Genomic DNA, 21518 nt, shown 5'->3' with positions numbered 1-21518 from the left:
TGGTAATAAAGGACCCACAATAAAAGCTGATGAAGACTCCTAAACGCATTGAACCCCTGATCGAAGACGGTCTGGTCGACGAAGTGCTGCGCCCTCTCATGAGCGGTAAAGAAGCAGCTGTTTATGTGGTGCGCTGCGGCAATGAATTGCGTTGCGCCAAGGTTTACAAGGAGGCGAATAAACGAAGTTTTCGTCAGGCATCCGAATACCAGGAAGGCCGTAAGGTCCGCAACAGCCGTCAGGCCCGGGCCATGGCCAAAGGCTCCAAGTTCGGCAAGAAAGAAACCGAAGACGCTTGGCAAAACGCCGAAGTGGCGGCGTTGTTCCGCCTCGCCGGCGCGGGCGTTCGCGTGCCTCAGCCGTTCGACTTCCTGGAAGGCGTGCTGCTGATGGAACTGGTGGCCGACGAGTATGGCGATGCAGCGCCGCGTCTTAACGACGTCACGCTGGAGCCGGACCAGGCGCGCGAATACCACGCCTTCCTGATTTCCCAGATCGTGCTGATGCTGTGTACCGGCCTGGTGCACGGTGACCTGTCCGAGTTCAACGTACTGCTCACGCCAACCGGCCCGGTGATCATCGACCTGCCCCAGGCAGTGGATGCGGCGGGCAACAACCACGCGTTCAGCATGCTGGAGCGGGATGTGGGCAACATGGCTTCCTACTTCGGGCGTTTTGCCCCGGAGTTGAAGAAGACCAAGTACGCCAAGGAAATGTGGGCGCTGTACGAAGCCGGCACCTTGCACCCGGCCAGCGTGTTGACCGGCGAGTTTGACGAGCCGGAAGAGCTGGCGGACGTGGGCGGTGTGATCCGCGAAATCGAAGCGGCGCGGCTGGATGAAGAGCGCAAGCAAGCGGTTCGGGCGGCGGATGACGCGCCACCGAGCAAGACCGCGGAAGAACCGCCGCCGCCTTGGATGCAGTGATCTAACAACGATCCTTCGGCTTGATGAAGATCTAATGTGGGAGCGGGCTTGCTCGCGAATGCGGAGTATCAGTCAACAGATTCACTGGCTGATACAACGCATTCGCGAGCAAGTCCGCTCCCACATTTAGTTCTGAGTATGCCTGCTAAGTATTGATCAGGCGCAACAGCTGCCCGACGCCAACTCCTTGAGAATCGGGCAATCCGGCCGATGGTCACCCTGGCAGTGTTCCACCAGGTCCTGCAAGGTATCGCGCAATTGCCCCAGCTCCAGAATCTTCTGGTTCAACTCCTCGATATGCTGGCGCGCCAGGGCTTTTACATCGGCGCTGGCCCGCTGGCGGTCTTGCCACAAGGTCAGCAGCTTGCCGACTTCTTCCAGTGAAAACCCCAGATCCCGCGAGCGTTTGATAAACGCCAACGTGTGCAAGTCATCGCTGCCATACACGCGGTAGCCGCTGTCGGTACGATGCGCGGCTTTGAGCAGGCCGATGGATTCGTAGTAGCGAATCATCTTGGCGCTCAGCCCGCTCTGGCGGGCGGCCTGGCCGATGTTCATGGGCGTTGATCCTCGTAGTCCTTGGGTTTCCAGGTTTTTAACAGTAACGCATTACTCACCACGCTGACGCTGGACAAGGCCATGGCCGCACCTGCGAGCACCGGGTTGAGCAGGCCAAAGGCCGCCAGCGGAATGCCGATCAAGTTATACACAAAGGCCCAGAACAGGTTCTGGCGGATTTTTGCGTAGGTCTTGCGGCTGATCTCCAGCGCGGCCGGCACCAGGCGCGGGTCGCCGCGCATCAACGTGATACCGGCGGCGTGCATGGCCACATCGGTGCCGCCGCCCATGGCGATGCCGATATCGGCGGCGGCGAGGGCCGGAGCGTCGTTGATGCCATCGCCGACCATGGCGACGACACCGGTCTTTTTCAACTCGGCCACGGTGGCGGCCTTGTCGGCCGGCAGCACTTCGGCGTGTACATCATCGATGCCCAGCGCCTGGGCTACCACGCGGGCACTGCCGCGATTGTCGCCAGTGAGCAAATGGCTGCTGATGTGTTGAGCCTTGAGTTGTTCCACGGCGTCCAATGCGCCGGGCTTGAGGGTGTCGCCAAACGCAAACAGCCCCAACACACGTGGGTGTGCGCCTTGTTCAATCAACCACGACAAGGTGCGGCCTTCGGCTTCCCAGGTTTTGGCAGACTCGGCCAGATCACCTGCGCTCAAGCCGTTCTCTTCGAGCATGCGGCGGTTGCCCAAGGCCAGTTGCCGGCCGTCCAGCGTACCGGCAATGCCACGGCCGGTCAGGGACTGACTGGCACTCACGTCCGCCACATTCAGCCCTTTTTCACCACACGCCTCCAGCACGGCCTTGGCCAACGGATGCTCGCTGCCGCGTTGCAAGGCGCCGGCCTGTTGCAGCAACAGATCTTCATTGCCATCCACCGCCGCCAGGTGCGCAATTTTTGGCGCGCCGGAGGTCAGCGTGCCGGTCTTGTCGAACACCACCGCGCTGACGGCATGGGCGCGCTCCAGTGCTTCGGCGTCCTTGACCAGAATGCCGTAGCGTGCGGCAACGCCGGTGCCGGCCATGATTGCGGTCGGCGTGGCCAGGCCCAGGGCGCATGGGCAAGCGATTACCAGGACCGCGACGGCATTGATGATCGCCGTTTCCAGCGAGGCGCCGTACAACCACCAGCCCACCAGCGTAACCAAGGCCAGCACCAACACGGCTGGCACAAAGACCTGGCTGACCTTATCCACCAGTTTCTGAATCGGTGCTTTGGCGGCCTGGGCGTCTTCCACCAGGCGGATGATCCGCGCCAACACGCTCTCTGCGCCCAGCGCCTGGGTGCGGACCAGCAAACGGCCTTCGCCATTGATGGCGCCGCCGGTGACTTTGTCGCCCGGCTGTTTCGGTACCGGCAGGCTTTCGCCGCTGATCAAGGCCTCGTCGGCATGGCTTTGGCCGTCTACCACTTCGCCGTCCACCGGGAAGCGCTCGCCGGGTTTGACCAGCACCAAGTCGTCGAGCTTCAGCGCGGTGATAGCGACGTCTTCTTCACGGCCTTCAAACACGCGAATCGCGCGTTCCGGACGCAGGGCTTCGAGGGCGCGGATGGCGCTTGCGGTCTGGCGCTTGGCGCGGCTTTCGAGGTATTTGCCCAGCAACACCAGGGCGATCACCACGGCTGAGGCTTCGAAATACAGATGCGGCATAGTGCCCACGGGCGCGGTGAGCCATTCATAAATGCTCAGGCCATAACCGGCGCTGGTGCCGATGGCCACCAGCAGGTCCATATTGCCGGCGCCGGCGCGCACGGCTTTCCAGGCCGCTCTATAGAAGCGCGCGCCAAAAATGAATTGCACCGGAGTGGCCAACGCGAATTGCACCCAGGCCGGGAGCATCCAGTGCAGGCCGAACGGCTCCACCAGCATCGGCAGCACCAATGGCAGCGCCAACGCGATGGCCAACAACAACGACCAGCGCTCGTGGTGCAGACGCTGGGCCTGTTTAGCGTCGGTGACGGTCTCGCTTTGCGGCAGGGTGGCGGTGTAGCCGGCCTTGTCGACGGCGGCGATCAGCACGGCGGGGTCCATCTGGCCCAGCACTTCGATGTGGGCCCGTTCGTTGGCCAGGTTGACGCTGACGCTTTGCACCCCCGGCACCTTGCCCAGCGCGCGCTCGACACGCCCGGCACAGCTGGCGCAGGTCATGCCGCTGATGGGCAGGTCAAAGGTGGTGGATCCATTCATGGGGCAGTCCTCCAGAGAAGTTGCCCCCAGCATCAACCTTGACCTGTGGGGAAGGTCAAGCGCCTTTAATACTCCAGTGCGGCGGGTTTAAGGTACATACCGTCCGGGCCTTGGGCGATACGCAGTTTGCGTATGTCTCCGGCCTTCAGCGTAATGTTCTGCGCAGGCGGCGCGAGCATGCCCGGCAGGCAACCTGGCGATTGGCCCGGCAGCAGCTTGAGGCGCAGCGATACATTGCCCGCCGGCAGGTTGAACGACGTGGCCTGTTCCTGGAACAGACGCCCGGCCAATTGGTCCTGGATATACAGGCCGATTTCGCAATTGGTCGGCACTTCCAGGCGCTCGCGGGAAATGATCAACACCGCATAGTCTTGATCCGCACAGGCCATGGGCGCAGCGGCGGACAAGCTCAACAGGCCGATAAGGCTAAAAAACGACCAGCGCATGGCGAATGCTCCGTGGTTCAAATCCAAGATGCGTGAAGCTTGGCCGAGGCAACGCCGGAATACCAGCCCGGCCGCAATTTTGAGCGCTTGACCTTGCCATCGTGGCAAGGTCGAGACTGGCCCCAACCTCATCAAAGGAGTCATGTCATGCAAGTATTCAGTGTTGAAGGAATGACCTGCGGCCATTGTGTTAGAGCGGTCACTCAAGCGGTACAGAGCCAGGACCCGGCGGCGAGCGTCAACGTCAACCTGGCCGCCAAGGAAGTCGGGGTTGAAAGCCGACTGTCCGCCGAGCAGGTTATAGCGCTGATCACCGAAGAAGGCTACAGCGCCAAGCTCGCTTGAATTTTCCGATAGTTAGCGAGCTATCGTAATGTTCATCACACCCAAGCGCAGCTAGACTGTCGGGCTGCCGACTCACTTGGGTGTCTGATGAACCTCCGCATAATCCTGATTCTGGGCGCCTTGAGCGCCTTCGCGCCGTTGGCGATCGATTTTTACCTGCCGGGCTTTCCGGCGATGGCCACCGCCTTTGCCACCGACGAAAAACACATCCAACTGACCCTCGCCGTGTACTTCGGCGGGCTGGCTATCGGCCAATTGATCTATGGGCCACTGGCGGATCGTTTTGGTCGGCGTGTGCCGCTGCTCAGCGGCGTGACCCTGTTTACCCTGGCTTCGTTCGCCTGTGCCTACGCGCCGTCCCTGGATTGGTTGATCGGCGCACGTTTTGTGCAGGCCCTTGGCGGCTGCGCGGGCATGGTGATTTCGCGGGCGGTGGTCAGCGACAAATGTGATGCCGTGGGCTCGGCCAAGGTTTATTCGCAGTTGATGCTGGTGACCGGTCTGGCGCCGATCCTCGCGCCGTTGGCAGGTGGGGTGATGGTCGGGCTGTGGGGCTGGCAGTCGATTTTCCTCGCGCTGTCGATCTTCAGCGTGATGGCCGCCATCGCTGTTGCAGTCGGGTTGCCCGAAACCTTGCCGGCCGACAAGCCGCGTCAACCGCTGTCCGGCTCGCTGAGCCGCTATGTCAGCCTGTTGTCGGACCGGGTTTATCTGGGTTATGCCCTCACCGGCGGTATCTCGATTGCCGGCATGTTTGCCTACATCGCCGGTTCACCGTTCGTCTTTATCAAACTCTATGGCGTGCCCGCCGAGCATTACGGCTGGGTATTTGGCTCCAACGCCGCCGGCTTCATCCTGGTTGCGCAACTCAATGCGCGGTTGCTGGCCAAGCGTGGCCCGGCGTTTTTGCTGTCGCGCACCGTGTGGGTCTACGTGGCGGCGGCGTTGACGCTGTTGGGCATTGCCGCCCTGCGCACCGAAGCGTTGTGGCCATTACTGGTGCCGCTGTTTATCTGTATCGCCAGCCTGGGCTGCATTTTGCCCAACACCTCGGCGTGTGCCATGGCCGGGCAGGGCGCACGGGCCGGCAGCGCCTCGGCGTTGCTTGGTTGCATTCAGTTTGGTGTGGCGGCGGGTGCGGCGTCGTTGGTCGGCGTATTGCACGACGGCACGGCGATGCCGATGGCGATGGTCATCAGCCTGTGCGGTGTATTGGCGGTGACGATTGCAGTGTCGACCCAGCGCCTGCAACGGGCGAGGGCCGCGCAGGCGCAAGTCTGAGGTGCGGATCAGCCGGCGGCGGAACGTTGCTGGCTGAGGGGAATGCGGTGGGGCGCCTGGATGCGCGCTTGCAGGGTGTCGGCAAAGGCGCGAGCCTCGGCCTCACTGCGGAAGGTGAAGGCGTCGCCGTCGAGGCTGACCTGCCATTTGTTGCCTGGGGATTTTGCTAACGCTCTTATCAGGATCTTCATTGCTGACTTCCTCACGTAAAAGAATCGTGGCAAAGGCGGCCAATATAAACCCGAATGCGTTCGCAAATATGACAAAGATCAACTCTCTGACTAGCGGTGTCGTCCATTACTCACATGAATAATGGACGACTCTGACAGCTACTTGTTAGAACCCTTCCAATACGATCTTGCCCTTGGCCTTGCCGCTTTCCAGCAGCGCATGGGCGCGGCGCAGATTTGCCGCGTTGATCACGCCGAAGTGCTCGCCCACCGTGGTTTTCAGGGTGCCGGCGTCGATCAGCTCGGCCACGCGGTTGAGCAGGTTGTGCTGTTCGATCATGTCCGGCGTCTCGAACATCGAGCGTGTGTACATGAACTCCCAGTGCAACGACAGGCTCTTGCGCTTGAGTTTGCTCACATCCAGCACCTTGGGGTCGTCGATCAACGCCAGCTTGCCTTGCGGCAGCAGGGCTTCGACCAGTTCGTCCAGGTGATGGTCGGTCTGGGTCAGGCTGGCAACGTGGGTCACTTGGGGCTGGCCGGCGTTTTTCAGGGCTACGCTCAGCGGCTGGCTGTGATCGATCACCACATCGGCGCCGAGCGCCTTGGCCCATTCCTGGGTTTCCGGGCGTGAGGCGGTGCCGATAACGTTCAGCGCGGTGAGTTGCTTGGCCAGCTGGGTCAGGATCGAACCCACACCACCGGCGGCGCCGACGATCAGCAGGCTCTGGCCTTCATCTTCCTTACCTTCACGCACTTGCAGGCGCTCGAACAGCAGCTCCCAGGCGGTGATGGCGGTGAGTGGCAGTGCGGCGGCTTCGGCAAAACCCAGGCTCTTGGGCATATGGCCGACGATGCGCTCGTCCACGGTGTGCAGTTCGCTGTTGCCGCCTGGGCGCACCAGGGAGCCGGCGTAGAACACCTTGTCGCCGGCCTTGAACAGCGTCACTTCGCTGCCGACCGCCTTGACCACGCCAGCCACGTCCCAGCCCAGCACCTTGGCGGCGCCGTTTTCCGGGGCGACGTTCTGGCGCACTTTGGTGTCCACCGGGTTGACGGAGATGGCTTTGACTTCCACCAGCAGGTCACGTGGGCCGGCGACCGGCTCCGGCAGTTGGATGTCTTGCAGGGATTCTTCGTCGCTGATCGGCAGTGAGGCGTAGTAGGCAATGGCTTTCATGATGGCTCCGGGAAAAGGGTGGTGATCAGGCAAGAAATTTCAGGCGCTTGAGTTCGAAGTGTTCGAGCACATCCGCAGCCTTGGCGCGGAAGCTTTGGATATGCGCGCTCTGGTCGTGGTCGGCCAGCGCCGCGTCGTCGCTCCAGCGCTCGAGCATGTAGAAGGTTTCCGGGTGTTGCAGGTCCTGATGCAGGTCGTACTGCTCGCAACCGGCTTCCAGGCGAGTCGGTTCCAACAGGCCGCGCAGCAGGGTTTCCAACTTGGCCTGCTGGCCGGGTTTGGCGATCAGCGTGGCGATGACGTTAAAGGCAGCGGACATATTCAACTCCAGACACGTGATGAACGGGATGGGCAGATGATTAGCTATTTCCAGCGCCGATAAAAGCGGCTAAAACAGCAGTCTGTTTCAATGAAATTTTGATAATGGGCGAGGGTAAATGCTGCGTTTTGATGATTTGCAGTTGTTTGTGCGGGCGGCGGACCTCGGCAGTTTGTCGGCCGCTGCACGCATCATGGACCTCTCGCCTGCCGTGGCCAGCGCGGCGCTCAAGCGTATCGAACAGCAACTGGGCACGCGCTTGCTGGCGCGTTCCACTCGCAGTTTGCGCCTGACCGCCGAAGGCGAGGGGTTTTTGGAATATGCTCGCGCCGCGCTGAGTTCGCTGGACGAAGGACGGCGCCTGTTGGCCAGCGGCCAGGACCATGTCAGCGGTGTGCTGCAACTCTCGGCGCCGTCGGATTTCGGGCGCAACCAACTGTTGCCGTGGCTCGATGAGTTTCAGCTGGAGTACCCGCAATTGAACATTCGCCTGCTGCTGGGCGACCGCATCGCCGACCTGTTCCGTCAGCCGGTGGATATCGCTTTGCGCTACGGCGAGCCTGAAGATTCCAGCCTGGTCGCGCTGCCCATTGCCCCGGACAATATTCGCGTGCTGTGCGCCGCGCCCAGTTACCTGGCGCGGCATGGCGAGCCCCGGCATCTTGAGCAACTGGCGCAACACAATTGCCTGCTGTACATGCTGGGCAGCCGCGTCCATGACCACTGGGGCTTTTACGACGGCAAGCGCGAGGTCGGCCTGACGGTCAGCGGTGACCGCTTCAGTGACGACGCCGATGTGGTGCGCCGCTGGGCGGTGGCGGGTGTCGGCATTGCCTACAAATCGTGGCTGGATGTGAGTACCGACGTGCTGGCAGGGCGTTTGCGCCTGGTGTTGCCGGAGCTGCGCGGCGAGCGCACGCCGCTCAACCTGCTGTGCGCCCACCGTGCTCAGTTGAGTAAACCCATTAACTTGCTGCGGGAAATGCTCGTGTCCCGTTGTGCGGCTTTGACCGCCCAAAGGCCGGGGCGATAGAGCGTTAGGCAATAGCCTCCACCAAAGCCGGAAATTTCACTCAGAGCCTGTCCCCATTCGCGCTGTCGGACGCCGCGGAATGGGCGGTTTGCGCCCCTATACTTTGGTTCCAACCGCAGCAGACAAATGATTTACAAGGAGTGAATACATGGAAGAAGCACCTTGCATCAGTCAGATCGCCAGCTTGCTCGCTGAGCCCAAACGCACCGCCATGCTCTGGTCACTGATGGACGGTTCGGCAAAAACCGCAGACGAACTGGCGATGCTCGCCGGCCTGTCCGCCGCCTCGGCCAATGCGCATCTGGCGCGCCTTATCGGCAGCGGTCTGCTGCGCAGCGAGGCCAAGCGTGGCAAGCGCTGGTTTCGCGTGGCCGCCGCCGATGTCTGTGCTGCCGTCGACGCATTGGCTTGTACCACCCTGGCCTGTGCCGCACGCAGTGCGCCGCAGGTTTGCCCGCGTGTATCCCTGGCACCGCCGCCATTGCGGCGCGCGCGTTTATGCCAGGGGCATCTGGGCGGTGAGCTGGCGGCGGGGCTTTATCAGCGCATGCTGGAAGCCGGCTGGATCGACCGCTACGAACAGCGTACCGACGTGACCGTCACCGGCGCGCAGCACTTCGCGACCCTGGGCATTTTTACCCAGGCGCTGTCTGCGCCGCTGGCCTGCGACTGTTTTGACTGGAGCCAGCAGCAACCGCACCTGGGGGGCGCATTGGGCGCCGGGTTGTTGCAGTTGTTTTTGCAGTGCGGCTGGATCAACGCGGTCAACGAGTCGCGTGCCTTGCTGGTGACGGACCTGGGGCTTGCGGAAATCAACCGTCTGGCCACGGCGTAGGCGGGTGCGTCGTTCAGAGTTGCAGTCAGGTCGTATCCAGCAATAACCGGGTAAAACGATGCCGCACACTCGCCTTGGGGATTTTCACACAGGGGGTGCGGCATGGGTATGCAAGGCTATAGCGCGGCAGAGCGGCTGGAACGGTTGCCCATCAGCGGTTACCACCGAATCATTTTCATCATCATCGCCCTGGCGTTTTTTTTCGACTCCATGGACCTGGCGATGATGACCTTCCTGTTGGGCTCGATCAAAACCGAGTTCGGCCTGAGCACGGCCCAGGCCGGGTTACTCGCCAGTTCGAGTTTTTTCGGCATGGTGGTCGGCGCGTCGTTGTCCGGCATGTTGGCCGACCGCTTCGGGCGCAAGCCGGTGTTTCAGTGGAGCATCGTGTTGTGGGGCGTCGCCAGTTACCTGTGCTCCACGGCGCAGACGGTGGAAACGCTGACGCTGTTTCGCATCCTGCTGGGGATCGGCATGGGCATGGAATTCCCGATTGCGCAGTCGATGCTCTCGGAGCTGATTCCCGCCAAGGGCCGTGGGCGTTACATCGCCTTGATGGATGGCTTCTGGCCGCTGGGGTTTGTGGCGGCGGGTGTGCTGTCCTACTTTTTGCTGCCGGTGATTGGCTGGCGCGACATCTTCCTGGTGTTGGCGGTGCCGGCGGTGTTTGTGCTGGCGATTCGTTTTTTTATCCCGGAGTCGCCACGCTGGCTGGAACAGGCCGGGCGGCATGAGGCGGCGGACAAGGTGCTGCTCGGTATTGAGCAGAAAGTACGCGACTCGTTGGGGCGTGCGGACTTGCCGGAGCCGATCGCCTTGCCTCGGGTCGAGAGCGTGCCAGGCACGTTTTTCTCGGCGTTCCAGCAGCTGTGGTCGGCGCAGTATCGCCAGCGCACGATGATGATCTGGAGCGTGTGGTTTTTTGCCTTGCTGGGTTTTTACGGGCTGACTTCCTGGCTGAGTGCGCTGTTGCAGCAGTCGGGTTTTGCCGTGACGCAATCGGTGTATTACACGGTGATTATTTCCCTGGGCGGGATACCAGGGTTCTTGATGGCGGCCTGGCTGGTGGAGCGTTGGGGCCGTAAACCGGTGTGTTTAGTGACGCTGCTGGGCGGCGGGGTGATGGCGTTTCTGTATGGGCAAAGCGCGGTGTTTGGCGGCAACGTGGGGCTGCTGATTACCTCGGGGCTGTTGATGCAGTTCTTTCTGTTTGGCATGTGGGCGGTGCTGTACACCTACACGCCTGAGCTGTATCCCACTTCTGCGCGGGCAACCGGTTCCGGGTTTGCCTCGGCTATTGGCCGGGTAGGGTCATTGCTGGGGCCGTTGGTTACCGGGCTGGTGTTTCCGATAACCGGGCAGGGCGGGGTGTTTGCCTTGGGCGCGCTGTGTTTTGCGGTGGCGGCGCTGGTGGTGTGGGTGTTTGGGATGGAGACCAAGGGCAAGACCCTGGAAGAACTGACCGAAATCTAGAGGTCAATACACAATCAATGTGGGAGCCGGGCTTGCCCGCGATAGCGGTGGCTCAGGCAGCGAATGGCTGGCTGATGAACCGCTATCGCAGGCAAGCCAGCTCCCACATTTTTTGAACTGCGTTTATGCAGTTATGGCTTCACGAGCCGCGCATCCAGGCTGTTCTGCGCCAGGCGTTTGGCCTGGTCCTGGGTCATGCCCAGGGAGGTGTACAGCGCGTGGAAGTTCTCGGTGACATAGCCGCCGAAGTACGCCGGGTCATCCGAGTTCACCGTCACCTTCACGCCACGCTCAAGCATGTCGAGGATGTTGTGCTGGGCCATGTCGTCGAACACACAGAGCTTGGTGTTGGACAGCGGGCACACGGTCAGCGGAATCTGCTCGTCGATGATGCGCTGCATCAGGCGTTCGTCTTCGATGGCGCGCACGCCATGGTCGATACGCTGGATTTTCAGCAGGTCGATGGCCTCCCAGATGTACTCGGGCGGGCCTTCCTCACCGGCGTGGGCCACGGTCAGGAAGCCTTCATGGCGGGCGCGGTCGAACACGCGCTGGAACTTGCTCGGCGGGTGGCCCATTTCCGAGCTGTCCAGGCCCACGGCCACAAACGCGTCACGGAACGGCAGCGCCTGGTCGAGGGTTTTCTCGGCTTCGGCTTCGCTCAAGTGGCGCAGGAAGCTCAGGATCAAACCGCTGGTGATGCCCAGTTGCTGCTCGCCATCTTTAAGCGCAGCGGCGATGCCGTTAAGCACCACTTCGAACGGCACGCCACGGTCGGTGTGGGTCTGCGGGTCGAAGAACGGTTCGGTGTGGATCACGTTCTGTGCTTTGCAGCGCAGCAGGTAGGCCCAGGTCAGGTCGTAGAAATCCTGGGAAGTGCGCAGCACATCGGCGCCCTTGTAATACAGGTCGAGAAACTCTTGCAGGTTGTTGAAGGCGTAGGCCTTGCGTAGGGTTTCGACGTCATTCCACGGCAGTGCAATCTTGTTGCGTTCGGCCAGGGCGAACAGCAACTCAGGCTCCAGCGAGCCTTCCAGGTGCAGGTGCAATTCAGCCTTGGGCAGGGCGTTGAGCCAATCGTACATGTTCTAAATTCTCATCAGGTGCAATGGCGGCATTCTACAGGCCATGGCTGAAATAGTCGGCAAAACCTGACCAGCAGGAGAGTATTGGTTTTATTCGCGCAAGGGCCATCTGAACTAAGGTGTAACGAAACGTTAGCGACGTGGTGCAGTCTGTACCCCATCAATGACTGATTTGCTGCACAAAAAGGCCCGGAATGCTCACATCCCTCAAGCAAGAAAAATTCATGTGGCTGGCGTTGATCGCCGCCATCGCCGCCTACCCGTTGGAGCACTGGATGCTGCACAGCGGGCAGATGATCGCCCTGCTGGGCGGCTTGGCGCTCATCGCTTTTATTGTCATGGCGTCGATGCGCGTCGCCCACCACGCCGAGCAACTGGCGGAAAAGGTCGGTGACCCCTACGGCACCATGATCCTCACCCTTGCCGCCGTGCTGGTGGAAGTGGTGATCCTGGCGATCATGATGAGCAACGAGCCGTCGCCGACGTTGGTGCGCGACACGATTTATTCGGCAGTGATGCTCGATATCAACGGCATCCTCGGCCTGGCCGCGCTGATGGGCGGCATCAAGCATGGCGAACAGTCCTACAACGATGATTCGGCGCGCAGTTACAGCGTGATGATCCTCACCGCCATGGGCGTGTCGATGGTGGTGCCGGAATTTATCCCCGAAGCCGACTGGAAAATTTACTCGGCCTTCACCATCGGCGCGATGGTGTTGCTTTACACCCTGTTCCTGCGCATGCAGGTGGGGCCGCACAGTTATTTCTTCAGCTACAGCTACCCGGAAAAGCGTCGCAAAAAACAGCCGGAAGAACAGCAGGAGCCGCCGATCAACCTGGCGTTTTCCATCGGTACTCTGGTGTTTGGCGTGATTGTGATTGGCGCATTGGCCGAGGTGATGTCCAAGACCCTGGACCTGGGCCTGGAAGGCACGGGCGCACCGCCGGTGATTACCGCGATTGTGGTGGCGGCGATTTCGGCCGCGCCGGAAATTCTCACGGCGTTGCGTGCAGCCCTGGCTAACCGCATGCAATCGGTGGTGAACATCGCACTGGGTGCGTCGTTGTCGACGGTGATCCTGACCGTGCCGGTGATGGAAGCCATGGCGCTTTATACCGGCCAGCCGTTCCAGATGGCGATGACGCCGGTGCAAACCGTGATGGTGTTGATCACGCTGGTGGTGAGTGCGATCAACCTCAACGATGGCGAAACCAATGCCATCGAAGGGATGACGCACTTTGTGTTGTTTGCGACCTTTATCATGTTGTCGTTGCTTGGGGTGTAACCGGCCTTCAAGTACACCTTAAAACCCATGTGGGAGCCGGGCTTGCCCGCGATGGCATCCACTCGGTATGGCTATAGACCGAGGTGTCTGCATCGCAGGCAAGCCAGCTCCCACAGTTGGCTTTGTGCAGGGCTCAGGTGCCGGCGATCAGCTGTTTCGCCGCCTGGCTGTGATCGGCAATCAAGCCTTTAAGGTCCAGCCCTTCAACCTGCCCATCGATCACCCGCCACTTGCCGCCGATCATCACCCGGTCCGCGCGGTCGGCGCCGCACAGCAGCAGCGCCGAAATCGGGTCATGGCTGCCGGAAAAACGCAGCTCATCGAGCTTGAACAGCGCCAGGTCTGCCTGTTTGCCCACGGCCAACTCACCGATATCCGTGCGCCCCAGCAACTGTGCCGAGCCTTTGGTGGCCCAGCCCAGCACGCCTTCCGGGGTGATCTTTTCCGCGCCGTAACGCAGGCGCTGGATGTACAGGGCCTGGCGCGCTTCGAGGATCATGTTCGAGGCATCGTTGGAGGCCGAACCGTCGACGCCCAGGCCAATCGGCGCGCCGGCGGCGAGCAGGTCCAGGGTCGGGCAGATGCCGGAAGCCAGGCGCATATTCGAACTTGGACAATGGCAGATGCCGGTGCCGGCCGCGCCCAAGCGGGCGATCTCGTCCGGGTTGAAGTGAATGCCGTGGGCCAGCCAGGTGCGCGGGCCAAGCCAGCCGACGCTGTCGAGGTAGTCCACCGTGCGCAGGCCAAAACGCTGCAGGCAGAAGTCTTCTTCGTCGAGGGTTTCGGCCAGGTGCGTGTGCAGGCGCACGTCGAGGCTGTTGGCCAGTTCGGCGCTGGCTTGCATGATTTGCGGGGTGACCGAAAACGGCGAGCAGGGCGCCAGGGCGATCTGGATTTGCGCGCCGTCGCCGCGCTGGTGGTATTCGCGGATCAGGCGCTGGCTGTCATCGAGGATCACCTGGCCTTGTTGCACGGTTTGCTGCGGCGGCAGGCCACCATCGGCTTCGCCCAGGCTCATGGAGCCGCGAGTGAGCATGGCGCGCATGCCCAGTTCGCGCACGCTTTCTACTTGTACATCGATGGCATTTTCCAGGCCGTCAGGGAACAGGTAATGGTGGTCGGCCGCCGTGGTGCAGCCAGACAGCAGCAATTCTGCGAGGGCGACTTTGGACGCCAGCGCGAGTTTTTCCGGGGTCAGGCGTGCCCAGACCGGGTACAGGGTTTTCAGCCACGGGAAGAGCGGCTGGTTCACCACCGGCGCCCAGGCGCGGGTCAGGGTTTGGTAGAAGTGATGGTGGGTGTTGATCAGGCCGGGAAGCACCACATGCTCGCGTGCATCGAACACTTGTGCACAGGGCACGGCGGGCTCTTTTCCCCAGCCCAGCACTTCGGTGATCACACCGTCTTGCAGCACCAGGCCACCACGGGCGTCGAGGCCATTGGCGGTGAAAATCGCGAGGGGGGTTTTTAACCAGATACGGGTCGCAGGCATTGGCCGGCTCCTCTGAATGATGGGTTCAGGTTTGCCAGCTCAGTGTTGCCCTGTCTGCTGATCCAGGGTCGCCGGTGAGGGCGAGGAGCAGAGTTTACGTGTAGTCCATGATCAGGTCTATCTGTAGGAGCGAGGTGCTCTTGAGACCATCGCGGGCAAGCCCGCTCCCACAGGTTGGACCGAGCTGTTACCAGGCGATGGTGTCGCCCTTGTAGTCCACGAAGTGATGGCCGCCTTTGCCGGTGTAGGCATTCACCTGCTCCACCAGGCCGCGCACGCTGGTGTCGACATCAATGTGCGCGTTTTCGCCGCCCATGTCGGTCTTCACCCAGCCCGGATGCAGCGACAGCACCGTGAGTTTAGGGTCACTCAGTTGCGTGATGAAGCTGTTGGTCATGGAGTTGAGTGCAGCCTTGCTGGCCTTGTACAGCGCCAGGTCGGAGCCATCGGGAATCGTCACGCTGCCCAGCACCGAACTCATGAACGCCAGCACGCCGGTGTCTTTGCGGATCTGCCCGACAAAGCGCTGGGCCAGGTTGATCGGCGCCACGGCGTTGGTGAAAAACAGCTGGCCGACTTCCGCCAGGGTGGCGTGGCCCGGCTCCTGGTTGGCAGGGCCTTTGACCCCGGCGTTGACGAACAGCAGGTCGAAGGTGCGCTCTTTCAGGCGTTGGGCCAAAGCGATCACCGCCTGCTGATCGTCCATGTCCAGCTTCTCGATCTGCACCTGGCCCACGGCTTTGAGCGCATCGGCCTTGTTCGGGTCACGCACGGTGGCGGTCACCTCCCAGCCGTCCTGCAGCAATTGCTTGACCAGGCCAAGGCCCAGCCCGCGCGAGGCGCCGATGATCAGTGCGGTTTTTGGCGTAGACATGAAAGGCTTCCTTTGAAATGGAGGTTCACGGATTTAATGGACAACGTTGCCCGAGCCTTTGCTGCAACTCCTGGCGCAGATGGCCGAGTTCAGTGATGCGGGTTTCGATCAGGTTGAGCTTGTCGTGCAGCAATTGTGTGACGGCAGCGTCGGGGTCGGGTGCCTGCCATAAGGCGGCGACGCTGGTGCCGATCTCGCCGAGGCTGAAACCCAGGCGCTGGGCAGTCTTGATATAGAGCACCAGTTGCACCATGTCCGGCGGGTAGTCGCGGTAACCGTTGGCGCTGCGTTGCGCGGCGATCAACCCGCGCTGCTCATAGAAGCGCAAGGTGTCGCGGCTGACCTGGCTGGCCTGGGCTAATTCGCCGATACGCATGAGACGGGCTCGAGAGGGCTTGACCCTGGAGCATACTCCAGGCTTTAGCCTGCTGGCTTCTTGAATTGAAGGAGCTTGCTGCTATGTGGACACAAAAACACTACCGAACACTGGTGCGGGCCAGCGCCTGGTATGACTTGATCATCACCGCGGCGTTTGTCACGCCGTGGAGTTTTGCATTAGTGCACGGCCTGTTGCAGGGCTTGAACCTGCCGGGCGAGCTACCGCCGTTTCTGCCTGCGCACGTGCTGATGGCCAACCTGCTCGGTTCGATTGTGTGCGTGTGGGCAGTGCTGCGTATTCGCGACCCTCAGCGCCAATTCGGGCGGTATGACGCGGCCGGCCGTGGGCTGTTTGCGACCTGGCAGCTGTACGCGCTGATGCAGGGCGCCACGTCGGTGCTGTGGATAATTCTGCTGCTGGAAGTGTTGTGGGGCGTTGCGCAGATATTACCGGTGAATACTGATCAAAAAATGATCGGCGCCCGTAAGCCCTTGTGAAAGAAGGGTTACAGGCGGGTGTACTCAGGTTATCCACAGGCAGGTGCACAGTAGATGTGGGCAGTTTCAGCGTTCGAGCAGAATGCGCCCACGGCTGAGGTCGGCGAGCTGGGTTTGCAGCGTGTCGATGTGCGCCTCGCCGAGTGCGAGCTGTAGCTCGACGCCATTGGCGGTGAAGGTTTCTTCCACCACCAGCCCGCCCAGTTCGGCCACGCGCAGTTTCACCAGGTTCAATTCCGAGAAACTGCAGGCACAACTGAGCGGTACACGGCTGATCAACTCGATGCGTTCGGCATTCTGCAGGCATTTGTTGGCGCCGCCGCCGTAGGCGCGGGCCAGCCCGCCGGTGCCCAGCTGGATGCCGCCGTACCAGCGAATCACCAATACGGCGACCTGATCAAAGCCTTGGGCTTCAATGGCGGCCAGGATCGGCCGCCCGGCCGTTCCGCCGGGTTCGCCATCGTCATTGCTGCGGTACTGGTCGGCGAGCTTCCAGGCCCAGCAGTTGTGCGTGGCGTTGAGGTCGCTGTGCTGCTCGAAAAACGCCTGGGCGTCTTGCGCGCTGGTGATCGGCGCGGCCAAGGTGATAAAGCGGCTTTTGCGTATTTCTTCACGAAATTCGCAAAAGCCGGTCAGCGTGAAAGGCATAAGTCGCTTCGTTTATAGGGTCGGCTTGATGCCGCAGCCTTTGAGGATGATATGGATCAGGTTGGTGCCGGCGTCTTCCATGTCCTGCTTGGTCAGCTTGGTGCGACCGGTGACGCGACAGATCTGGGTGGCGAAGTCGGCGTAATGCTGGGTACTGCCCCACAGCAGGAAAATCAGGTGCACGGGGTCGATGGGGTCCATCTTGCCGGCTTCGATCCAGGCCTGGAACACCGCTGCGCGGCCACTGAACCAGGCGCGGTAGTCCTGGCTGAAATATTCGGTCAGGCATTCACCGCCGCTGATGATCTCCATGGCGAAGATCCGTGAGGCTTGCGGGTGGCGTCGGGAGAACTCCATTTTGGTGCGGATGTAGCGTGTCAGCGCCACGGCAGGGTCGTCCTCGGCGGTCAGCGCGTTGAAGGTGCTGTCCCACAGTTCGAGGATATTGCTCAGTACCGCAATGTACAGGCCGAGCTTGTTGGTGAAGTAATAATGCAGGTTGGCCTTGGGCAGCCCGGCACTCGAGGCAATGGTGTTCATGCTGGTGCCTTTGTAGCCATGGCGCGCGAATTCGTCTTCAGCCGCCTGGAGAATCGCTTGTTCATTCTTTTGCCGAATACGGCTGGCAGGTTTACCGGCGTGGTTGCTGTGGGCAGGAACTTCGAGGCTCATGGAGGTTTCCGTGCTGATCGATAGAGACGACGTGTGCACAGATAACCCACCCTCAAGCCTCAGACAAGTCCCGATGCAATAAAACCGTCAAAGCGGTTCCAGTGTGTCGCTTTCCGGCGCGTGGTTTGCGCCAACCGCAGCCGCTTTGGCCTCGGGCAATAACAGGCACAACACGATGGCCGTCAGGCCGCCGCTGGTGATGGCCGAGTCGAACAGGTTTTGCACCAGAGGCGGCATCAAGTGCAGCAACTCAGGTTGGGCGGCGATGCCCAGGCCAACACCAAAGGAGGTGGCGATGATCAACATGCTGCGTCGGTCCAGTGGCGCCTGGGCAAGAATGCGCACGCCAGCGGCGGCCACGCTGCCGAACATCACCAGGGTGGCGCCGCCCAATACCGGTTTGGGGATTTGCTGCAGCACCGCGCCGATCAATGGAAACAAGCCGAGACAGAACAGCAGCACGCCAATGTATAAGCCGACGTAACGGCTGGCCACGCCGGTGAGTTGGATCACGCCGTTGTTCTGCGCAAACGTGGTATTGGGGAATGCGCTGAAGGTGGCGGCGATCATGCAACTGACGCCATCACCCAATACGCCGCCCTTGAGTCGGCTTATATAGGAAGGGCCGCTGATGGGCTGGCGGGCGATCATGCAGTTGGCGGTGAGGTCGCCAACGGTTTCGATACTGCTGATCAGATAAATCAGCGCGATGGGCAGGAAGGCGCTCCAGTCGAAGTTGAAACCAAAGCGAAACGGCATCGGCACGCTGATCAATGGCAAGTCGGGCAAGGCTTGGGGCACCAGCTTGCCGCTGAACCACGCGGCCAGGCTGCCGAGGGCCAGGCCGATGATGATTGCCGAGAGGCGCACCCACGGCGTGTTCGAGCGGTTGAGCAAGATGATCGTCAATACGACGAACAGCCCCAAGGCCAGGTTGGTCGGTGCGCCGAAGTCAGGCGCATTGAAACCGCCGCCCAGGTCGGTGATGCCGACTTTGATCAGGCTGATGCCGATCAAGGTGATGACGATACCGGTGACCAGGGGCGTGATCACACGGCGCAATTGCCCGATGAAACGGCTCAACACGATCTGCACCGCCGCGCCGAAAAAGCACACGCCGAAGACCATCGCCATGATGTCTTCCGGGCTGCCGCCGCGTTGTTTCACCAGAAAGCCTGCTGACAACACCGCACCGAGAAACGCAAAGCTGGTGCCTTGCAGGCAGATCATCCCGGCGCCGATACCAAATGGCCTGCGTGCCTGAATGAAAGTGCCCACGCCGGACACCATCAACGCCATGCTGATCAGGTAGGGCAGGTGGGCGGTGAGCCCCAACGTAGAACCGATGATCAGTGGCGGGGTGATGATGCCGACGAAGGCGGCCAGCACATGTTGCAAGGCTGCCAGTAGCGCGGGCAGTGGTTTCGGGCGGTCGTTCAGGCCGTAGATCAGGTCGTTGGGGCTCAAGGTTTCTGGTGGCATGGCGGGCAAACTCAGGGCGGACGGTTCAAGGTCCTGGTTCCCTTGCAAAAAGCTGTCCAGTTGCTCAGCTTTTAACGAGAGGCCCGAGTTAGCGCGTTGCCGCCAGGCTCTCCAGAAAGCTTTCCAGCACCAAATGAGGGCGGCGGCCCTTGCGCGTGACCGATGCGAGGCTCAAATCGTAAAAACGTGTAGCCGGTTTCAGCGCGCGCAGTCGGCCTTGTTGTACCCACAGGCTGGCGTAGTGGTCGGGCAGGTAGCCGATATAGCGCCCGGTGAGGATCAGGAACGCCATGCCTTCACGGTCCGAAGCGCTGGCCGTGCAATTGAGTGCCTGGTAATGGGCCTGGATTTCGGCGGGCAAGCGGAAGGTCGGGGCGATGGCGTCCTGGCTGTCGATACGTGGGTCGTCCAGCTGCTTGTCTTCCGCGTAAAACAACGGGTGGCCGACCGCGCAGTAGAGCAACGAGCGTTCGCTGTACAGGGGTTGGTATTCCAGGCCCGACAAGGCACTCGCCTGGGGCACTACGCCGACATGCAGGCGGCCATCGAGTACGCCTTGTTCCACTTCATTCGGGGCGATCATGCGGATCTGGATCTGCACGTCCGGGCCGCGCTCCTTCAACTGCGCCAGGGCGTGGGTGATGCGCATGTGGGGCAGGGTGACCAGGTTGTCGGTGAGGCCGATGATCAGTTCGCCGCGCAAATGCTGGTGCAGGCCGTTGACCTCGGTGCGAAAGCTTTCCAGCGCACTTAATAGCTGCAAGGCCGATTGGTAGACCTCGCGGCCTTCTTCGGTCAGGGAGAATCCAGCGCGCCCGCGTTGGCACAGTCTTAACCCCAGACGTTGCTCGAGGTCGCTCATTTGCTGGCTGATGGCCGAGCGGCCGATGCCGAGCACGGTTTCTGCCGCCGAGAAACCACCGCATTCCACCACGCTGCGAAAGATACGCAGAAGGCGGATATCGAAGTCGCTGACTTGGGCCAGGGGATCGGGTCGACGGCTGCTCATAGTTTAGTGAAGGCCTGACTGAAGGTTAGAAGAGTTGGATTTCACCGACTTTATCGCCGTGGCAATTTAGCTGCAACAACGCTTTTCAATCCCGACGCTGCCTTTTGCCCCGCGAGGTTTTGCTGATGAACATGCCCGAAAACGCCCCATCGTCCCTGGCCAGCCAACTGAAGTTGGATGCGCACTGGATGCCTTACACGGCCAACCGCAACTTCCAGCGCGACCCGCGCCTGATTGTCGGCGCTGAAGGCAGCTGGTTGATTGATGACAAGGGCCGTCGGGTGTACGACTCGTTGTCGGGCCTGTGGACCTGTGGCGCCGGGCACACCCGTAAGGAGATTCAAGAAGCCGTCTCCAAGCAATTGGGCACCCTGGACTACTCCCCGGGCTTTCAATACGGTCATCCGTTGTCCTTCCAACTGGCGGAAAAGATCACCGACCTGACCCCAGGCAACCTGAACCACGTGTTCTTCACCGACTCCGGTTCTGAGTGCGCTGATACCGCGGTGAAGATGGTGCGTGCCTACTGGCGCCTTAAAGGCCAGGCCACCAAGACCAAGATGATCGGCCGCGCACGTGGCTATCACGGTGTGAACATTGCCGGGACCAGCCTGGGTGGCGTGAACGGCAACCGTAAGCTCTTTGGCCAGGGCCTGATGGACGTTGACCATCTGCCGCACACGTTGCTGGCGAGCAATGCGTTCTCCCGTGGCATGCCGGAGCAGGGCGGTATCGCCTTGGCCGATGAGCTGCTCAAGCTGATCGAGTTGCACGACGCGTCGAACATCGCAGCGGTGTTTGTTGAACCGATGGCCGGTTCCGCGGGCGTGCTGGTGCCTCCACAGGGTTATCTCAAGCGTCTGCGTGAGATCTGCGACCAACACAACATCCTGCTGGTGTTCGATGAAGTGATCACCGGTTTCGGCCGTACCGGCTCGATGTTCGGCGCCGACAGCTTTGGTGTGACCCCGGACCTCATGTGCATCGCCAAGCAAGTCACCAACGGCGCGATCCCGATGGGCGCGGTGATTGCCAGCAGCGAGGTCTATCAGACCTTCATGAACCAGGCGACGCCGGAATACGCGGTGGAATTCCCCCACGGCTACACCTACTCGGCGCACCCGGTGGCTTGCGCAGCTGGCTTGGCGGCATTGGACCTGTTGCAGAAGGAAAACCTGGTGCAGAGCGTAGCCGAAGTCGCCCCGCACTTTGAGAATGCGCTGCACGGGTTGAAGGGCAGCAAGAATGTGATCGACATCCGTAACTACGGCCTGGCCGGCGCGATCCAGATTGCCCCGCGTGACGGTGATGCCATCGTGCGTCCATTCGA

At 61.3% G+C, this 21518-nt stretch carries 23 protein-coding genes (1 of these 23 running past the window's edge); 9 read left to right on the top strand and 14 right to left on the bottom strand.

All coding sequences use genetic code 11. The features are described 5' to 3' along the window. Nucleotides 1-29: 29 nt before the first annotated feature. Nucleotides 30-926 (top strand): PA4780 family RIO1-like protein kinase, encoded by an 897-nt coding sequence (locus ASE80_RS19645; protein WP_017134705.1) that lies wholly within the window; start codon nucleotides 30-32, stop codon nucleotides 924-926. Between the two features lie 156 nt (nucleotides 927-1082). On the opposite strand, the gene cueR is transcribed toward ASE80_RS19645, so the two are convergent. From cueR to ASE80_RS19630, 3 genes are all read right to left on the bottom strand, one after another. After that, on the bottom strand, nucleotides 1083-1484 hold the full coding sequence (cueR, locus tag ASE80_RS19640) for a Cu(I)-responsive transcriptional regulator (RefSeq protein WP_017134706.1): 402 nt from the start codon (nucleotides 1482-1484) through the stop codon (nucleotides 1083-1085). Continuing rightward, a complete protein-coding gene (locus ASE80_RS19635; protein WP_056860427.1) occupies nucleotides 1481-3682 on the bottom strand; it encodes a heavy metal translocating P-type ATPase in 2202 nt (733 codons plus the stop codon). Before ASE80_RS19635 ends, cueR begins: the two co-directional genes overlap by 4 nt. Before the next feature lie 65 nt (nucleotides 3683-3747). Then, nucleotides 3748-4128 (bottom strand): hypothetical protein, encoded by a 381-nt coding sequence (locus tag ASE80_RS19630; RefSeq protein ID WP_056860426.1) that lies wholly within the window; start codon nucleotides 4126-4128, stop codon nucleotides 3748-3750. A 147-nt stretch (nucleotides 4129-4275) separates the two neighbouring features. Between ASE80_RS19630 and ASE80_RS19625 the strand changes: the two genes are divergently transcribed. Further along, nucleotides 4276-4473, top strand: a complete 198-nt coding sequence (locus ASE80_RS19625; RefSeq protein ID WP_056860425.1) for a heavy-metal-associated domain-containing protein — start codon at nucleotides 4276-4278, stop codon at nucleotides 4471-4473. An 87-nt stretch (nucleotides 4474-4560) separates the two neighbouring features. Continuing rightward, a complete protein-coding gene (locus tag ASE80_RS19620; protein WP_056860424.1) occupies nucleotides 4561-5754 on the top strand; it encodes a multidrug effflux MFS transporter in 1194 nt (397 codons plus the stop codon). An 8-nt stretch (nucleotides 5755-5762) separates the two neighbouring features. Here ASE80_RS19620 and ASE80_RS19615 read toward each other — a convergent pair whose 3' ends face one another. From ASE80_RS19615 to ASE80_RS19605, 3 genes are all read right to left on the bottom strand, one after another. Further along, entirely contained in the window at nucleotides 5763-5945 is a 183-nt protein-coding gene (locus tag ASE80_RS19615) for a hypothetical protein (RefSeq protein WP_017134711.1), read from the bottom strand. 145 nt (nucleotides 5946-6090) lie between these two features. Next, nucleotides 6091-7104, bottom strand: a complete 1014-nt coding sequence (locus ASE80_RS19610) for a zinc-binding alcohol dehydrogenase family protein (RefSeq protein WP_056860423.1) — start codon at nucleotides 7102-7104, stop codon at nucleotides 6091-6093. Between the two features lie 25 nt (nucleotides 7105-7129). Next, the gene (locus tag ASE80_RS19605) at nucleotides 7130-7423 is read right to left on the bottom strand and encodes a putative quinol monooxygenase (RefSeq protein ID WP_056860422.1); all 294 of its coding nucleotides are present in this window, start codon (nucleotides 7421-7423) and stop codon (nucleotides 7130-7132) included. Between the two features lie 118 nt (nucleotides 7424-7541). Here ASE80_RS19605 and ASE80_RS19600 point away from each other — a divergent pair, with 118 nt between their 5' ends. The 3 genes from ASE80_RS19600 to ASE80_RS19590 all read left to right on the top strand — a co-directional run bounded on the left by ASE80_RS19600 (nucleotide 7542) and on the right by ASE80_RS19590 (nucleotide 10764). Next, complete coding sequence (locus ASE80_RS19600; protein ID WP_017134714.1) at nucleotides 7542-8456, top strand: LysR family transcriptional regulator; 915 nt, start codon at nucleotides 7542-7544, stop codon at nucleotides 8454-8456. A 148-nt stretch (nucleotides 8457-8604) separates the two neighbouring features. Continuing rightward, a complete protein-coding gene (locus ASE80_RS19595) occupies nucleotides 8605-9291 on the top strand; it encodes an ArsR/SmtB family transcription factor (RefSeq protein ID WP_056860421.1) in 687 nt (228 codons plus the stop codon). A 102-nt stretch (nucleotides 9292-9393) separates the two neighbouring features. Beyond that, nucleotides 9394-10764: an MFS transporter gene (locus ASE80_RS19590; RefSeq protein WP_056860420.1), complete on the top strand. Its 1371-nt coding sequence runs from the start codon at nucleotides 9394-9396 to the stop codon at nucleotides 10762-10764. A gap of 131 nt (nucleotides 10765-10895) precedes the next feature. On the opposite strand, the gene ASE80_RS19585 is transcribed toward ASE80_RS19590, so the two are convergent. Next, complete coding sequence (locus ASE80_RS19585; protein ID WP_043051475.1) at nucleotides 10896-11849, bottom strand: adenosine deaminase; 954 nt, start codon at nucleotides 11847-11849, stop codon at nucleotides 10896-10898. Between the two features lie 194 nt (nucleotides 11850-12043). Here ASE80_RS19585 and ASE80_RS19580 point away from each other — a divergent pair, with 194 nt between their 5' ends. Next, complete coding sequence (locus ASE80_RS19580; protein WP_056860419.1) at nucleotides 12044-13135, top strand: calcium:proton antiporter; 1092 nt, start codon at nucleotides 12044-12046, stop codon at nucleotides 13133-13135. Nucleotides 13136-13268: 133 nt separating this feature from the next. On the opposite strand, the gene ASE80_RS19575 is transcribed toward ASE80_RS19580, so the two are convergent. From ASE80_RS19575 to ASE80_RS19565, 3 genes are all read right to left on the bottom strand, one after another. After that, nucleotides 13269-14627 carry an 8-oxoguanine deaminase gene (locus tag ASE80_RS19575; RefSeq protein ID WP_056860418.1) on the bottom strand — a complete coding sequence of 453 codons (1359 nt, stop codon included), beginning with the start codon at nucleotides 14625-14627 and terminating at the stop codon, nucleotides 13269-13271. Between the two features lie 187 nt (nucleotides 14628-14814). Next, complete coding sequence (locus ASE80_RS19570) at nucleotides 14815-15501, bottom strand: SDR family oxidoreductase (protein ID WP_056860417.1); 687 nt, start codon at nucleotides 15499-15501, stop codon at nucleotides 14815-14817. A 25-nt stretch (nucleotides 15502-15526) separates the two neighbouring features. Beyond that, nucleotides 15527-15877: a MerR family transcriptional regulator gene (locus ASE80_RS19565; RefSeq protein WP_056860416.1), complete on the bottom strand. Its 351-nt coding sequence runs from the start codon at nucleotides 15875-15877 to the stop codon at nucleotides 15527-15529. Between the two features lie 83 nt (nucleotides 15878-15960). Here ASE80_RS19565 and ASE80_RS19560 point away from each other — a divergent pair, with 83 nt between their 5' ends. After that, nucleotides 15961-16377 (top strand): hypothetical protein, encoded by a 417-nt coding sequence (locus ASE80_RS19560; RefSeq protein ID WP_056860415.1) that lies wholly within the window; start codon nucleotides 15961-15963, stop codon nucleotides 16375-16377. Nucleotides 16378-16443: 66 nt separating this feature from the next. Here the strand turns inward: ASE80_RS19560 and ASE80_RS19555 are convergent, their stop codons facing one another. The 4 genes from ASE80_RS19555 to ASE80_RS19540 form a co-directional block, all read right to left on the bottom strand. Further along, nucleotides 16444-17025, bottom strand: coding sequence for an IMPACT family protein (locus ASE80_RS19555; protein ID WP_056860414.1), 582 nt, complete (start codon nucleotides 17023-17025; stop codon nucleotides 16444-16446). Between the two features lie 12 nt (nucleotides 17026-17037). After that, nucleotides 17038-17697 (bottom strand): TetR/AcrR family transcriptional regulator, encoded by a 660-nt coding sequence (locus ASE80_RS19550; protein ID WP_056860413.1) that lies wholly within the window; start codon nucleotides 17695-17697, stop codon nucleotides 17038-17040. An 87-nt stretch (nucleotides 17698-17784) separates the two neighbouring features. After that, nucleotides 17785-19179 (bottom strand): uracil-xanthine permease family protein, encoded by a 1395-nt coding sequence (locus tag ASE80_RS19545; RefSeq protein ID WP_056860708.1) that lies wholly within the window; start codon nucleotides 19177-19179, stop codon nucleotides 17785-17787. An 88-nt stretch (nucleotides 19180-19267) separates the two neighbouring features. Then, nucleotides 19268-20188 carry a LysR family transcriptional regulator gene (locus ASE80_RS19540; protein WP_056860412.1) on the bottom strand — a complete coding sequence of 307 codons (921 nt, stop codon included), beginning with the start codon at nucleotides 20186-20188 and terminating at the stop codon, nucleotides 19268-19270. Between the two features lie 125 nt (nucleotides 20189-20313). Here ASE80_RS19540 and ASE80_RS19535 point away from each other — a divergent pair, with 125 nt between their 5' ends. Next, on the top strand, nucleotides 20314-21518 hold the 5' portion of the coding sequence (locus ASE80_RS19535; RefSeq protein WP_056860411.1) for an aspartate aminotransferase family protein. The gene runs 145 nt beyond the window's last position; 1205 of the gene's 1350 nt are visible here — the first part of the coding sequence; it begins with the start codon at nucleotides 20314-20316; the stop codon falls past the right edge of the window.

Origin of the sequence: Pseudomonas sp. Leaf15, from assembly GCF_001421425.1 — a bacterium.
Taxonomy (GTDB): domain Bacteria; phylum Pseudomonadota; class Gammaproteobacteria; order Pseudomonadales; family Pseudomonadaceae; genus Aquipseudomonas; species Aquipseudomonas salomonii.
The sequence above is the reverse complement of the archived record's forward strand: the minus strand, read 5'-3'. Positions and strand labels throughout refer to the sequence as shown.

Excerpts from the sequence above, each read along its gene's own strand:
- ASE80_RS19575 (WP_056860418.1), bottom strand. The coding sequence starts at position 14,627 with ATGCCTGCGACCCGTATCTGGTTAAAAACCCCCCTCGCGATTTTCACC.
- ASE80_RS19555 (WP_056860414.1), bottom strand. The coding sequence starts at position 17,025 with ATGCCTTTCACGCTGACCGGCTTTTGCGAATTTCGTGAAGAAATACGC.
- ASE80_RS19635 (WP_056860427.1), bottom strand. The coding sequence starts at position 3,682 with ATGAATGGATCCACCACCTTTGACCTGCCCATCAGCGGCATGACCTGC.
- ASE80_RS19615 (WP_017134711.1), bottom strand. The coding sequence starts at position 5,945 with ATGAAGATCCTGATAAGAGCGTTAGCAAAATCCCCAGGCAACAAATGG.
- ASE80_RS19605 (WP_056860422.1), bottom strand. The coding sequence starts at position 7,423 with ATGTCCGCTGCCTTTAACGTCATCGCCACGCTGATCGCCAAACCCGGC.
- ASE80_RS19545 (WP_056860708.1), bottom strand. The coding sequence starts at position 19,179 with ATGCCACCAGAAACCTTGAGCCCCAACGACCTGATCTACGGCCTGAAC.
- ASE80_RS19625 (WP_056860425.1), top strand. The coding sequence starts at position 4,276 with ATGCAAGTATTCAGTGTTGAAGGAATGACCTGCGGCCATTGTGTTAGA.
- ASE80_RS19630 (WP_056860426.1), bottom strand. The coding sequence starts at position 4,128 with ATGCGCTGGTCGTTTTTTAGCCTTATCGGCCTGTTGAGCTTGTCCGCC.
- ASE80_RS19610 (WP_056860423.1), bottom strand. The coding sequence starts at position 7,104 with ATGAAAGCCATTGCCTACTACGCCTCACTGCCGATCAGCGACGAAGAA.
- ASE80_RS19560 (WP_056860415.1), top strand. The coding sequence starts at position 15,961 with ATGTGGACACAAAAACACTACCGAACACTGGTGCGGGCCAGCGCCTGG.
- ASE80_RS19595 (WP_056860421.1), top strand. The coding sequence starts at position 8,605 with ATGGAAGAAGCACCTTGCATCAGTCAGATCGCCAGCTTGCTCGCTGAG.
- cueR (WP_017134706.1), bottom strand. The coding sequence starts at position 1,484 with ATGAACATCGGCCAGGCCGCCCGCCAGAGCGGGCTGAGCGCCAAGATG.
- ASE80_RS19600 (WP_017134714.1), top strand. The coding sequence starts at position 7,542 with ATGCTGCGTTTTGATGATTTGCAGTTGTTTGTGCGGGCGGCGGACCTC.
- ASE80_RS19620 (WP_056860424.1), top strand. The coding sequence starts at position 4,561 with ATGAACCTCCGCATAATCCTGATTCTGGGCGCCTTGAGCGCCTTCGCG.
- ASE80_RS19590 (WP_056860420.1), top strand. The coding sequence starts at position 9,394 with ATGGGTATGCAAGGCTATAGCGCGGCAGAGCGGCTGGAACGGTTGCCC.
- ASE80_RS19565 (WP_056860416.1), bottom strand. The coding sequence starts at position 15,877 with ATGCGTATCGGCGAATTAGCCCAGGCCAGCCAGGTCAGCCGCGACACC.
- ASE80_RS19570 (WP_056860417.1), bottom strand. The coding sequence starts at position 15,501 with ATGTCTACGCCAAAAACCGCACTGATCATCGGCGCCTCGCGCGGGCTG.
- ASE80_RS19645 (WP_017134705.1), top strand. The coding sequence starts at position 30 with ATGAAGACTCCTAAACGCATTGAACCCCTGATCGAAGACGGTCTGGTC.
- ASE80_RS19580 (WP_056860419.1), top strand. The coding sequence starts at position 12,044 with ATGCTCACATCCCTCAAGCAAGAAAAATTCATGTGGCTGGCGTTGATC.
- ASE80_RS19585 (WP_043051475.1), bottom strand. The coding sequence starts at position 11,849 with ATGTACGATTGGCTCAACGCCCTGCCCAAGGCTGAATTGCACCTGCAC.
- ASE80_RS19550 (WP_056860413.1), bottom strand. The coding sequence starts at position 17,697 with ATGAGCCTCGAAGTTCCTGCCCACAGCAACCACGCCGGTAAACCTGCC.
- ASE80_RS19540 (WP_056860412.1), bottom strand. The coding sequence starts at position 20,188 with ATGAGCAGCCGTCGACCCGATCCCCTGGCCCAAGTCAGCGACTTCGAT.